Source organism: Streptomyces sp. NPDC057010, assembly GCF_042673805.1.
Lineage (GTDB): Bacteria > Actinomycetota > Actinomycetes > Streptomycetales > Streptomycetaceae > Streptomyces.
In genome coordinates this window covers 59,147-71,535 of sequence record NZ_JBHUSC010000026.1, presented here as the reverse complement: position 1 = coordinate 71,535, position 12,389 = coordinate 59,147, and the positions used below count along the sequence as shown (strand labels likewise).

General features: G+C 73.0%; 11 protein-coding genes. 8 read left to right on the top strand and 3 right to left on the bottom strand.

The genetic code is table 11. The annotated features are described in order from the left end of the window. The first annotated feature begins 23 nt into the window (after positions 1-23). The 3 genes from ACFTXQ_RS21940 (at position 24) to mug (ending at position 2,856) form a co-directional block, all read left to right on the top strand. Entirely contained in the window at positions 24-806 is a 783-nt protein-coding gene (locus tag ACFTXQ_RS21940) for an SGNH/GDSL hydrolase family protein (protein ID WP_382643187.1), read from the top strand. Between the two features lie 71 nt (positions 807-877). Continuing rightward, positions 878-2,311 carry an adenylosuccinate lyase gene (purB, locus tag ACFTXQ_RS21935; RefSeq protein WP_382643185.1) on the top strand — a complete coding sequence of 478 codons (1,434 nt, stop codon included), beginning with the start codon at positions 878-880 and terminating at the stop codon, positions 2,309-2,311. Then, positions 2,308-2,856, top strand: a complete 549-nt coding sequence (gene mug / locus ACFTXQ_RS21930; RefSeq protein WP_382643245.1) for a G/U mismatch-specific DNA glycosylase — start codon at positions 2,308-2,310, stop codon at positions 2,854-2,856. The genes purB and mug overlap by 4 nt, the downstream gene beginning before the upstream one ends. Here mug and ACFTXQ_RS21925 read toward each other — a convergent pair. Continuing rightward, entirely contained in the window at positions 2,853-3,290 is a 438-nt protein-coding gene (locus ACFTXQ_RS21925) for a hypothetical protein (protein WP_382643183.1), read from the bottom strand. The genes mug and ACFTXQ_RS21925 overlap by 4 nt on opposite strands. A 276-nt stretch (positions 3,291-3,566) precedes the next feature. Here ACFTXQ_RS21925 and ACFTXQ_RS21920 point away from each other — a divergent pair, with 276 nt between their 5' ends. Continuing rightward, positions 3,567-4,724, top strand: coding sequence for an ROK family transcriptional regulator (locus ACFTXQ_RS21920; protein ID WP_382643181.1), 1,158 nt, complete (start codon positions 3,567-3,569; stop codon positions 4,722-4,724). Positions 4,725-4,824: 100 nt separating this feature from the next. Here ACFTXQ_RS21920 and ACFTXQ_RS21915 read toward each other — a convergent pair whose 3' ends face one another. Next, positions 4,825-5,601 (bottom strand): GntR family transcriptional regulator, encoded by a 777-nt coding sequence (locus ACFTXQ_RS21915; protein WP_382643179.1) that lies wholly within the window; start codon positions 5,599-5,601, stop codon positions 4,825-4,827. Between the two features lie 306 nt (positions 5,602-5,907). Between ACFTXQ_RS21915 and ACFTXQ_RS21910 the strand changes: the two genes are divergently transcribed. The 4 genes from ACFTXQ_RS21910 (at position 5,908) to ACFTXQ_RS21895 (ending at position 11,800) form a co-directional block, all read left to right on the top strand. Further along, on the top strand, positions 5,908-6,759 hold the full coding sequence (locus tag ACFTXQ_RS21910; protein ID WP_382643177.1) for an alpha/beta fold hydrolase: 852 nt from the start codon (positions 5,908-5,910) through the stop codon (positions 6,757-6,759). 106 nt (positions 6,760-6,865) lie between these two features. Next, positions 6,866-8,434: an alkaline phosphatase D family protein gene (locus tag ACFTXQ_RS21905; protein WP_382643175.1), complete on the top strand. Its 1,569-nt coding sequence runs from the start codon at positions 6,866-6,868 to the stop codon at positions 8,432-8,434. 108 nt (positions 8,435-8,542) lie between these two features. Next, positions 8,543-9,994, top strand: a complete 1,452-nt coding sequence (locus ACFTXQ_RS21900; RefSeq protein ID WP_382643173.1) for a GNAT family N-acetyltransferase — start codon at positions 8,543-8,545, stop codon at positions 9,992-9,994. A gap of 102 nt (positions 9,995-10,096) precedes the next feature. Further along, the gene (locus tag ACFTXQ_RS21895) at positions 10,097-11,800 is read left to right on the top strand and encodes a DUF885 domain-containing protein (protein WP_382643171.1); all 1,704 of its coding nucleotides are present in this window, start codon (positions 10,097-10,099) and stop codon (positions 11,798-11,800) included. Positions 11,801-11,875: 75 nt separating this feature from the next. On the opposite strand, the gene ACFTXQ_RS21890 is transcribed toward ACFTXQ_RS21895, so the two are convergent. Next, positions 11,876-12,388, bottom strand: coding sequence for a rhodanese-like domain-containing protein (locus ACFTXQ_RS21890; protein WP_382643169.1), 513 nt, complete (start codon positions 12,386-12,388; stop codon positions 11,876-11,878). Position 12,389: the final 1 nt, after the last annotated feature.

Below are 12,389 nucleotides of genomic sequence, written 5' to 3'. Positions count from 1 at the left end.
CCGCGCGGTAGCATCGCTCCGCCATGGAGATGAATGCGTCTTACACCAGTTTTGTCGCGGTCGGCGACTCCTTCACCGAGGGGATGTCCGACCTGCTCCCGGACGGCTCCTACCGGGGCTGGGCCGATCTGCTGGCCGCCCGGCTCGCGGCGCGCGAGCCCGGCTTCCGCTACGCGAACCTCGCGGTCCGCGGCAAGCTCATCGGGCAGATCGCCGAGGACCAGGCACCGCTGGCCGCGGCCATGGGCGCCGATGTGGTGACCCTGGTCGGCGGGCTGAACGACGCGCTCCGCCCCAAGGTGGACATGGGCCGGGTCCGGGCCCATCTGGAGTCGGCCGTGGAGCTCCTCGCGCCCTCCTGCAAGCAGCTGGTCCTGATGCGCTCCCCGGGACGCAGCGGGCCGGTCATGGAGCGCTTCCGGCCCCGGATGGAAGAGCTGTTCGCCCTCGTCGAGGAGCTCGCGGCACGGCACGGCGCCCTGGTCGTGGACCTGTACGGCGCCCCCGTCCTCGGGGACCAGCGGATGTGGGACGTCGACCGGCTGCACCTGACGGCCGAGGGCCACCGGCGGGTGGCGGAGGCCGTGTGGCAGACGCTGGGCCTGCCCGCCGAGCAGGACTGGCGCGCGGAACTGCCCGCCGCGGTGCCCCCGGGCTGGGCGGTCCGCCGGGCGCAGGATCTCAGCTTCGCCCGGCAGCACCTGATCCCCTGGGTCGGCCGCCGTCTGACGGGCCGCTCCTCCGGGGACGGTCGCCCCGCCAAGCGCCCCGAGCTGCTGCCCTACGGGGAGTCGCCGCTCTCGTAGCAAGGCACAATCGGCGGTGGCGCCCCTACCTGCGTAAACGCACAGCGGATGCCCAAGTAGAATCCCTCCACGTGACTGCCAAGCCCCGCATCCCCAATGTCCTGGCCGGCCGCTACGCCTCCGCGGAGCTCGCCGTCCTGTGGTCCCCCGAGTACAAGGTGACGCTGGAGCGGCGGCTGTGGCTCGCCGTGCTGCGCGCCCAGAAGGACCTCGGCATCGAGGTCCCCGACGCGGCCCTCGCCGACTACGAGCGCGTCCTGGAGACGGTCGACCTCGCCTCCATCGCCGAGCGCGAGAAGGTCACCCGGCACGACGTGAAGGCCCGCATCGAGGAGTTCAACGCCCTCGCCGGTCACGAGCACGTCCACAAGGGCATGACCTCGCGCGACCTCACCGAGAACGTCGAGCAGCTCCAGATCCGGCTCTCGCTGGAGCTGGCCCGCGACCGCACGGTCGCCGTCCTCGCCCGCCTCGGCAAGCTGGCCGGCGAGCACGCGGAGCTGGTCATGGCCGGCCGCTCCCACAACGTGGCCGCGCAGGCCACCACGCTGGGCAAGCGCTTCGCGACCGCGGCCGACGAGCTGCTGGTCGCCTACGACCGCCTGGAGAACCTCCTCGCCCGCTACCCGCTGCGCGGCATCAAGGGCCCGGTCGGCACCGCCCAGGACATGCTCGACCTGCTCGGCGGCGACGCCGCGAAGCTGGCCGACCTGGAGCAGCGGATCGCCGCCCACCTCGGCTTCGCCCAGGCCTTCACCTCGGTCGGCCAGGTCTACCCTCGCTCCCTCGACTACGACGTGGTCACCGCCCTGGTCCAGCTGGCCGCGGCACCCTCCTCCATCGCCAAGACCATCCGCCTGATGGCCGGCCACGAGCTGGTCACCGAGGGCTTCAAGCCCGGCCAGGTCGGCTCCTCCGCGATGCCGCACAAGATGAACACCCGCTCCTGCGAGCGCGTGAACGGCCTGATGGTCATCCTGCGCGGCTACGCCTCGATGACCGGCGAGCTGGCCGGCGACCAGTGGAACGAGGGCGACGTCTCCTGCTCGGTGGTCCGCCGAGTGGCCCTGCCGGACGCGTTCTTCGCCTTCGACGGCCTGCTGGAGACCTTCCTGACCGTCCTCGACGAGTTCGGCGCCTTCCCGGCGGTCGTGGCCCGCGAGCTGGACCGCTACCTGCCGTTCCTCGCGACCACGAAGGTCCTGATGGGCGCGGTGCGGGCCGGGGTCGGCCGCGAGGCCGCCCACGAGGTCATCAAGGAGCACGCGGTGGCATCCGCGCTCGCCATGCGCGAGCGGGGTGCCGAGCGCAACGAACTGCTGGACAAGCTGGCCGCCGACGAGCGGATGCCGCTGGACCGTGCCCAGCTCGACGCCCTGATGGCCGACAAGCTGTCCTTCACCGGCGCCGCGGGCGACCAGGTCACTGCGGTGGTCTCGCGCATCGAGGCGATCTCCAAGCAGCACCCGGAGGCCGCCGGGTACACGCCGGGGTCGATCCTCTGACCCCCGACGAGCTGAACGCCGCCCGTGACCGCGTCATCCCGGACGTGGTCGCGGGCGGTCTGCGTGTGCTCTTCTGCGGCATCAACCCCGGTCTCCTCTCCGCCGCGACGGGCCACCACTTCGCCCGCCCCGGCAATCGTTTCTGGCCCGTCCTGCACCTGTCGGGCTTCACTCCGCGCCGGCTGGCCCCCGCGGAGCAGGAGGAGCTGCTGACCTACCGCCTCGGCATCACCAACGTCGTCGCCCGGGCCACGGCCCGCGCCGACGAGCTGAGCGCCGAGGAGTTCCGCGAGGGCGGCCGCCTCCTGACGGCCAAGGTGGAACGCCTGCGCCCCCAATGGCTGGCGGTCGTCGGCGTCACCGCCTACCGCACCGCCTTCGGCGAGCGAAAGGCTCAGATCGGCCCTCAGGAGCGGACCATCGGCTCCACCCGCATCTGGGTCCTCCCCAACCCCAGCGGCCTCAACGCCCACTGGACCGCGGAATCCATGGCCCAGGAGTACGCCCGCCTGCGCGCCGCCGCCGAATCCCCCGAGGGACCCTAGGGCGGGTCGATCACGGTGACCCCTGCCATCAGCACGTAGGGGTCCTCGGAGTCCCACTGCGCCACGTAGGCCACCAGCCAGTGCTCCTCGGCGCGCCACAGGTGCACATGGCCGGTGGTGTTGCTCACCTCGTCCCACGGCTCCGGTATCTCCTCGCCGTCGAGCCCCCGCTCCAGCAGCGACACGAGGCTGAAGACCTGCGCCTCCCCCCACCGGTCCGTCAGGGCCTGGGTGAGCGCCCCGTACTCGGCGTTGATCTGATCGGCCGCCTCGATCCGACCCGAACCGTCGTCCTCCCAGAAGTCCGCGGTCCGGGCGACCTGCACCAAGTGGTAACCCGGGCCGCTGCTCAGCCCGCCGGACCAGACCGGCTCGGCCGGGAACTCCCGTGCCCGGAGCCGTTCGATCGTGTCGAGATGCTCTGCCGTGGTCATGCCGTCAGTATCCCGACCCCCACTGACAACTGGCCCGCCGTCACGCGTCCCGCCGGCGCACCGCGATCCAGCCCCCGACCACCGTGACCACGGCCCAGAGCGCCATCACACCCAGCCCGGTCCACGGACCGAGGTAACCGAGTGCGGTCGGGCACGGCGGTGAGGGTGGTGCGCAGGGCACCGGCGTGTTCCGGCCGATGGGGGGCTGGTTCTCGCTGCTGCGACGGGGGCACAGTACGATCCGGCTGACAGGCTCGCCAGCTGGGAGGACACACGTTGGGGCAGCTGACCGGCGGGGACCCCTCTCTGCTCAGGCGGATCAACTCCGCCGTGGTGCTCCGGGCACTGCGCGCGGCCGGATCGCCGACCCTCACCGACCTGACCCGGGTCACCGGGCTTTCCCGGCCGACCGTCGAGGGGGTCGTGGAGGGTCTGATGGGGACCGGGCTGGTCGTCGAGGCCGAGGCCGAGGAAGGCGCGAGGCGGCAAGGGCGACCGGCGAGGCGGTTCCGTTTCCGGGCCGAGGCCGGCCACCTGCTGGGCATCGAGATCGGCTCGCACCGGGTTGCCGTGCTGCTCTCCGGGCTGGACGGACGGGTCATCGGCGCGGGCACGAAGGACGTGGCGGAATCGGCGTCCGCCGACGAGCGGCTGGAGAAGGTCCGTGCGGCCGTGGCCGATCTGCTGCGCCGGGCCGGGGTGCCCCGGGACTCGCTGCGCGCGGTCGGCGTCGGCAGCCCGGGGATCGTGGAGGCGGACGGCACGGTCCGCCTCGGTACCGCCTTGCCCGGCTGGACGGGACTGCCGCTGGGGGAACGGCTGCAGCGCTCGTTCCGGTGCCCGGTGCAGGTGGAGAACGACGCCAATGCCGCGGCGGTCGCCGAGCACTGGAAGGGGGCCGGGCGGGACACCGACGACATCGTGTTCGTCATGGCCGGGCTCAGCCCCGGCGCCGGGTCCCTGATCGGCGGCCGGCTGCACCGGGGCTTCGGCGGGGCGGCCGGCGAGATCGGCGCCCTGCATCTGCTGGGCCGTGAGGTCACCCCGGAGAAGCTGCTGTCGACGACGGGTGAGCCGCTGCATCCGCTGGACGAGCCCGCGGTCGCCGAGGTCTTCGCCATGGCCAAGCGGGGGGACGAGCACGCGGTGGCCGCCGTGGAGCGGTTCCTGCAGCGCCTGGTGCACGACGTCGCGGCGCTGGTCCTGGCGATGGATCCGGAGCTGGTGGTGGTCGGCGGCTGGGCGGCCGGGCTGGACGGGGTCCTGGATCCCCTGCGCCGGGAGCTGGAGCGCTACTGCTTGCGCCCGCCGAAGGTCGCCCTGTCCCTGCTCGGCGAGGCGGCCGTGGCCACCGGCGCCCTCCGCCTGGCGCTGGACCACGTCGAGGAAGAGCTCTTCGCGGTGGAGAAGACGGTGACGGCCCGCCGCCGCTGACCGCACCGTAACGCGAACGCGTACGGCCCGCGCCCGGCGAACGCCGGACTCGGGCCGTACCGGAAGGACTACGGAACCAGGAGGGCCGCTCCGCCCCGCGTCAGGAGGCGACGCGCGGCTCGTGCGCGATCTCGACGGCGCCGGAGTCGCCGAAGGTCAGGCGGCAGGTGTCGGCGCGGTAGGTGGCCACCGAGACCGCGGCCGTGCCGGCGGCGGTGAAGTACCGGGTGGTGACCAGGAGGACCGGGGCGCCGGGCAGCCGGTCCAGCTCCTTGGCGTCGTCGGCGCGGGCGGAGCCGAGCTCCACCGAGCGGTCCTGGCCATCGAGGACCAGCCGCTGGAGTTCACGCAGGACGGCCTTGGCGCGGGCCGGTCCGGCCGGGGCCTCGATGGCGGTGAGCCCGGGCACGGAGGCGGCGGGCACGTAGAGCAGTTCGGCGGCCACGGCCTGGCCCTGGGTCATCCTGGTCCGGCGCACGATGTGGACGGGCTGGTCGGCGGCGAAGGCACCGGCGCCGCCGGTGGCGAGGAGCGCGCGCACCGCGGCCGGCGGCAGGTCCTCGGCCGCGTCCACCGGCTCCCAGCCGTCGACGCCCTCGCCGGGCCAGCTGTGCTGCGTGCTGCCGACGGCGACACCCACGCGCGGCGGGGCGACGGTCGTGCCGACCCCGCGGCGGCGCTGGAGCCGGCCTTCGAGCTCCAACTGCTCCAGTGCCTGGCGCAGGGTGGCGCGGGCGACGCCGAAACGGGCGGCGAGCTCACGCTCGTTGGGCAGGACCTCACCGACGGCGAAGTCCTGGTCGAGCGCTTCGCTGAGGACGGTCTTCAGGTGCCAGTACTTCGGCTCCGGCACCGTTTCGAGCTGCGTGGTCCCCACCCTGACTCCTCCTGCCATCGCTGCACTCGCCGCACTCGCCGTGTGTTCCAGCGGCAGTTCCGCGCCTTTGTTTATTAAAGGTTCCTGCACTATCCCTGCGACGATAGGACGGCGCACCCCCTTGGTCAAGACCAATGCTCGGGCCTTTGTCGGGCAGATCGGGCATACGTATCAAGCCGTTCACAGGATGTTCTCGTGCACCTCGCGTGCCCAGAAGGCTTGTAGTCAAGGGCTACCGGGCGGTAATCATGACGGTGGGAACTACTGACAGCCTGTCTCACACGCGTCCACCCGACGAGGAGCAGCATGACCGCCACGGTCTCCTTCACGATCGATTCGCCGCTGGGCCCGCGCACCGCCACCGTCGCCTACGAGCGCAAGGGCGCGGGCGAACCGCTCCTCCTGCTGCACGGCATCGGCCACCACCTCCAGGCCTGGCATCCGGTGACCGACATCCTGGCCGCCGAGCACGACGTGATCGCCGTCGACCTCCCCGGCTTCGGCGCCTCGGAGCCGCTGCCCGAAGGCGTTCCGTACGGCCTGGGCACCTTCGCCCCCGCGCTCGGTGCGCTCTGCGCCGCGCTCGGCGTCGAGCGCCCCCACGTCGCGGGCAACTCCCTCGGCGGCCTGCTCGCGCTCGAAATGGGCCGCGGCGGCCTGGTCCGCTCGGTCACCGCCCTCTCCCCCGCCGGGTTCTGGACGCAGGGCGAGCGCCGGTACGCCTTCGCCACCCTCCTCGCGATGCGCGCCGGCGCCAAGGCACTGCCCCGCCCCGCGGTGGACCGCCTCGCGCGCAGCGCCGCCGGCCGCACCGCGCTCACCGGCACCATCTACGCCCGCCCGGCCCGCCGTTCGCCCGCCGCCGTGGTCGCCGAGACCCTCGCCCTGCGCGACGCCACCGGCTTCGAGGAGACCCTGGCCGCGGGCGGCTCCGTACGGTTCACCGACGACGTGCCCGGCCTGCCGGTCACCATCGCCTGGGGAACCCGCGACCGGCTGCTGCTGCGCCGTCAGGGCGTACGCGCCAAACACACCGTCCCCGGCGCCCGGTTGATCCGGCTCCCGGGCTGCGGACACGTACCGATGAACGACGATCCCGCGCTCGTCGCCCGGGTGATCCTGGACACGGCGAGGAGCGCTACCCACCCGGCCGGATGAGCTGCTGACGGGTGTTCATCCGGGGTTCGCGTGGCAGACGCGGCCGGGCCGGTGTGCGGCTGCACGCTGGTCCGGCCCGTCCTCGCCGGCCCCTGGAGACACACCGATGGCATCGAACCCGCACACCCGCCGGACCCTCATCGGCGGTTCCCTCGCCCTGTCGTCCGCGCTGCTCGCCGCTCCGGCGTTCGCGGCCCCCGCCTTCGCCCGCTCCGGCCGGCCGTGCGCGCTCTGGGGCGTCCAGTCCGGCGAGGTCAGCGCCCACGCGGCCACGGTGTGGACCCGCTCCGACCGGCCCGCGCGGATGTACGTGGAAACCTCCCCGAGCGAGGCGTTCCGCTACGCCGTACGCCGCCACGGCGGCCCCCTCCTCGGCCCGGCCACCGACTTCACCGGCACCACCGTCCTGCGCGACCTCCCGCCGGGGCAGCAGATCCACTACCGGGTCGTCCTGGCCGACCCCGACGACCCGCGCCGCACGGGCGAGCCGGTCCACGGCACCTTCCGCACCACGCCCGTCTCCCGCCGCCGCGACGTGCGCTTCCTGTGGTCCGGCGACCTGGCGGGCCAGGGCTGGGGTATCAACCCCGACCTCGGCGGCTACCGCGTCTTCGACGAAATGCGGCTGCGCGACCCCGACTTCTTCCTCTTCAGCGGGGACACGATCTACGCCGACGGCCCGATCAAGGCCTCCGTGCCCCTGCTCGACGGCAGCCTGTGGCGCAACGTCACCACCGAGGAGAAGTCGAAGGTCGCCGAGACCCTCGACGGGTTCCGCGGGAACTTCCGCTACAACCTGCTCGATCGCAACCTGCGCGACTTCAACGCCCAGGTCCCGGTCCTGGCCCAGTGGGACGACCACGAGGTGCGCAACAACTGGTACCCGGGCCAGCTGATCGACGACCCCCGCTACACCGTCCGGGACGTCGACACCCTCGCCCGCCGCGCCCGCCAGGCCTTCGGCGAGTACTTCCCCGTCACCGACCTGCGCGGCGGCCGCGCCGAGGGCCGGATGTACCGGGTGATGCGCCACGGCCCGCTGCTCGACGTGTTCGTGCTCGACATGCGCACCTACCGCAACGCCAACTCCCCGGACGACCGGACCGAGGACCCCATCGGCATCCTCGGCCCCGAGCAGCTGGCCTGGCTCAGGCGCGAGCTCTCCCGTTCCCGCGCGACCTGGAAGGTGATCGCCTCCGACATGCCGCTGGGAATCGTCGTCCCCGACGGGGCGGCCAACTTCGAGGCCGTCGCCCAGGGGGACCCCGGCGCCCCGCTGGGCCGCGAGCTCCAGATCGCCGAACTCCTGCGCCACATCAAGCACCAGCGCATCACCGGCACCCTCTGGCTCACTGCCGACGTCCACTACACCGCAGCCAACCACTACGCGCCCGAGCGGGCGGCCTTCACCGACTTCGCGCCGTTCTGGGAGTTCGTCTCCGGCCCGATCGGCGCCGGCGGCTTCCCGGCCGGACGGCTCGACGCCACCTTCGGCCCGCAGACCGCGTACGTCCAGTCGGCCCCGGTCGCCAACATGTCGCCCTCGGAGAACCCCCCGTACTACGGCGAGGTCGACATCGACGGCGACAGCGGGGAACTCACCGTCCGGCTGCGCCGCCAGGGCGGCGGCGTCCTCTTCACCAGGACCCTCCAGCCCGGTCGAGTCGGCCAGTGACCAGGGGGGCGAATCGGAAAACCGGGTGAAACCGGCCAGATGGATACTTAACCAGTCGGTCACAGATCGTTCGTGATCACGCAACACCCCTGCGCCACAGTGGTGTGCATGACTGACCGTATTCATGCCTCAGCCCAGCGCCCCCACCGCCACCACTGGCGCCGCGACGTCGTCGAACTCGCCGCGCTCTTCTGCGCCGTCGCGGTCGCCGACGGCATCGCCAATCTCGTCGTGCACGGTCCGAGGGGCCCGGTCCTGCTGGTCGCCTCGGCCGTCGCACTCCTGGTCACGGCCGCCTTCCACACCTGGTGGGCGCGGCGCCACAGCCATGCGCCGCCGGAGGGCACACCGCCCCCGGCCGCCACCACCACCGGCGCCACCGCGACCGCCACCGCCACCGCGACCACCACCCTGTGGCGCATGCGCACCACCGTCCGTGACGAGCCCGGCTCCCTGGCCGCGCTGTGCACCGCCCTCGCCCGCCGCGGCGTCGACATCCTCACCCTCCAGACCCACCCCCTCCCGGAGGGCGGCACCGTCGACGAGTTCCTGCTCCGCGCCCCGCAGGACCTGCCCTCCGCCGAGCTGACCCGCGCCATCGCGGGGGCCGGCGGCCACAGCACCTGGATCGAGCGCGCCGACGCCCACGACCTCGTCGACACCCCGACCCGCGTCCTCGGCCTCGCCACCCGCACCGCCCTGGACGCCGCCGAACTCCCCCTCGCCCTGCGCCAGCTGCTCGGCCGCTGCACCATCCACTCGATCCCCGCGACGACTCTTTCCGGCCGTCCCAACGCCGGTGCCGACGCCCCCGTCGAAGGGGTCCTGGAGGCCACCGTCATGCGTCTGCGCGACCCCTCGGGCGGCGCGATCACCGTGGAGCGGCCCTACCTGCCCTTCACCCCGACCGAGTTCGCCCGCGCCCGCGCGCTCGTGGAGCTCGACGCGCGGCTCGGCCCCCGCGTCCCGCGCAGCCAGGACGTGCTGACACTGCCCGAGGGCAACGAGATCACCGTCCGCCGCGCCGACGGCTCCGACCAGGCCGCGGCCCGCGCGATGCACGACCGCTGCTCCGAGCGCACCCTGTCGCTGCGCTACCACGGGCCCGTGGCCGACGCCGACCGCTACCTCGGCCACCTCCTGAGCCCCCGCTTCGGCCGCACCCTCGCCGCGACCACCGCCTCCGGCAGGCTCGTCGCCCTCGGCCACCTGCTGTGGGACGGCGACGAGACCGAGGTCGCGCTGCTCATCGAGGACGACTGGCAGCGCCGCGGCATCGGCTCCGAGCTCCTGCGTCGGCTGGTCTCGATGGCCGTCGAGGCCGGCTGCGACAGCGTGTACGCCGTCACCCAGGCCTCCAACACCGGCATGGTCGCGGCCATGCGCGGCCTGGGCCTGCCCCTCGACTACCAGATCGAGGAGGGCACCCTGGTGATCACGGCCCGGCTGGACGCCACCCCGGTCCGGTCCCGGCTGCCGTACGAACTCCCCGCCGAGCGCCCTTACGAGAGCCCGTACGAGCTGCCGCTCGACCAGCAGCCTCCGCGGCGCCGCCCCTGAACACGCCCGGCCACCTGGCGGAGGGGGCCGATCCCTGCCACGTCAGCAGGCTGACGCCAAACAGTAATGACGCGAGCCCGTCTCACATACGAAGATGGCCGCATGTCAGAGATCCTCCACAACGGCAGCGCTTCCCGGCTGCCCCGCCAGGTGGCCGACGCGTACGTCGACGACCTCATCGCCCTCGACCCGATCACGGGCACCTACCTCGGAGTAGCCGAGAGCTCCGGCAAGCTCCCCGACTTCTCACCGGCCGGCCGTGCGGCCGTCGCCGAACTCTCCCGCGCCACCCTCGCCCGCCTCGACGCCGCCGAGCTGCTGCCCGGCGCCGACAGCGACACCGAGCGCCGCTGCGCCCGCCTGCTCCGCGAACGCCTCACGGCCGAACTCGCCGTCCACGAGGCCGACGAGGACCTGTGCGCGGTCAGCAACATCCACAGCCCCGCGCACTCCGTCCGCGAGGTCTTCACGCTCACCCCCGCCGAGACCGAGGAGGACTGGGCGGCGATCGTCGAGCGGCTGCGCGCCGTACCGGCCGCGTTCGACGGCTACCGCGAGAGCCTCTCCCTCGGTCTGGAACGCGGTCTGCACGGCGGACCGCGCGCCACCGCCACCATGATCGGCCAGCTGACCACCTGGGCCGGCGAGGACGACGAAGAGCCCGCCTTCTTCCAGGACTTCGCCTCCGCGGGCCCCGACGCCCTGCGCTCCGAGCTGGATGAGGCTGCGGCCGGCGCCACCGCCGCCGTCAAGGCCCTGCGCGACTGGATGAGCGCGGTCTACGCCCCGGCCGTCGAGGGCAGGCCGGACACGGTGGGCCGCGAGCGGTACGCCCGCTGGTCGCGCTACTTCAACGGTACGGACCTGGACCTGGACGAGGCGTACGCCTACGGCTGGTCGGAGTACCACCGCCTGCTCGCCGAGATGAAGACCGAGGCGGAGAAGATCCTGCCGGGCGCCGGCCCGTGGGAGGCGCTGCGCCACCTGGACGACCACGGCACCCACATCGAGGGCGTGGAGGAGGTCCAGGCCTGGCTCCAGGGCCTCATGGACGAGGCCATCGAGAACCTCGACGGCACCCACTTCGAACTCGCCGAGCGCGTCCGGAAGGTGGAGTCCCGGATCGCCCCGCCGGGCGGCGCCGCGGCCCCGTACTACACCTCCCCCTCGGAGGACTTCACCCGCCCGGGCCGCACCTGGCTGCCCACGATGGGGCAGACCCGCTTCCCCGTGTACGACCTGGTGTCCACCTGGTACCACGAGGGCGTTCCCGGCCACCACCTCCAGCTCGCGCAGTGGACGCACGTGGCGGACCGGCTCTCGCGCTACCAGGCCACCGTCGGCATCGTCAGCGCCAACGCCGAGGGCTGGGCCCTGTACGCGGAGCGGCTGATGGACGAGCTGGGCTACCTCAAGGACGCGGAGCAGCGCCTGGGTTACCTGGACTGCCAGATGATGCGCGCGGCGCGGGTCATCGTGGACATCGGCATGCACCTGGGCCTGGAGATCCCGGCGGACTCGCCGTTCCACCCGGGCGAGACGTGGACTCCGGACCTCGCGCAGGAGTTCTTCGGCCTGCACAGCGGGCGCCCCGAGGACTTCGTGGTGAGTGAGCTGACCCGCTACCTGTCGATGCCGGGGCAGGCGATCGGGTACAAGCTCGGCGAGCGCGCCTGGCTGCTGGGCCGGGACAACGCGCGGGCCGCGCACGGCGACTCCTTCGACCTGAAGGCCTGGCACATGGCGGCCCTGTCGCAGGGTTCGCTGGGTCTGGACGACCTGGTGGACGAGCTGTCGAAGCTCTGACCGCCCCCGGCGGCCGGCTCACGGCAAGCGGACGGGCCGCTCGCACTCCCCTGGAGCGAGCGGCCCGTACGTACGTCAGCAGCCGCAGTCGTCCGAGTCGGTCGGCGCGGTCAGCGGGTCGGCCTCGGCGCGCTGCTGGCTGCCCTGCCAGGTCTCGACCTCGAAGCCCTCGCGGATCCAGTACTCGATGCCGCCGAGCATCTCCTTGACCTGGAAGCCGAGTTCGGCCAGGGCGAGGGCGGAGCGGGTGCCGCCGTTGCAGCCGGGGCCCCAGCAGTACGTCACCACGGGGACGTTCTTGTCGAGGAGCCGCTCGGCCTGCTCGGGGATGAGGGCGGTGGGCAGGTGGATGGCGCCGGGCACGTGGGCCTGGTCCCAGGAGGGCGTGGAGCGGGAGTCGATCAGCTGGAAGCCGAGGTCGGCGCCCTGCTCGCGGTGGGCCTTGAAGGCGGCGGCGACATCGGACACGTCCGCGTGGAAGGCGAGGCTGGCGCCGAAGTACGCGGCGGCCGCGGCCGGACTGGCCGGCGGGACGCGGAGCACGGGGTTGGCGGTGGCGGGGGCGGTCGTGTTGTTCGTCGTCGTCATG

Bases quoted from the DNA above. Each gene is read 5' to 3' on its own strand.
- ACFTXQ_RS21925 (WP_382643183.1), bottom strand. From the start codon at position 3,290: ATGACCACGGCAGAGCATCTCGACACGATCGAACGGCTCCGGGCACGG.
- ACFTXQ_RS21940 (WP_382643187.1), top strand. From the start codon at position 24: ATGGAGATGAATGCGTCTTACACCAGTTTTGTCGCGGTCGGCGACTCC.
- ACFTXQ_RS21890 (WP_382643169.1), bottom strand. From the start codon at position 12,388: ATGACGACGACGAACAACACGACCGCCCCCGCCACCGCCAACCCCGTG.
- ACFTXQ_RS21900 (WP_382643173.1), top strand. From the start codon at position 8,543: ATGACTGACCGTATTCATGCCTCAGCCCAGCGCCCCCACCGCCACCAC.
- ACFTXQ_RS21895 (WP_382643171.1), top strand. From the start codon at position 10,097: ATGTCAGAGATCCTCCACAACGGCAGCGCTTCCCGGCTGCCCCGCCAG.
- ACFTXQ_RS21905 (WP_382643175.1), top strand. From the start codon at position 6,866: ATGGCATCGAACCCGCACACCCGCCGGACCCTCATCGGCGGTTCCCTC.
- ACFTXQ_RS21910 (WP_382643177.1), top strand. From the start codon at position 5,908: ATGACCGCCACGGTCTCCTTCACGATCGATTCGCCGCTGGGCCCGCGC.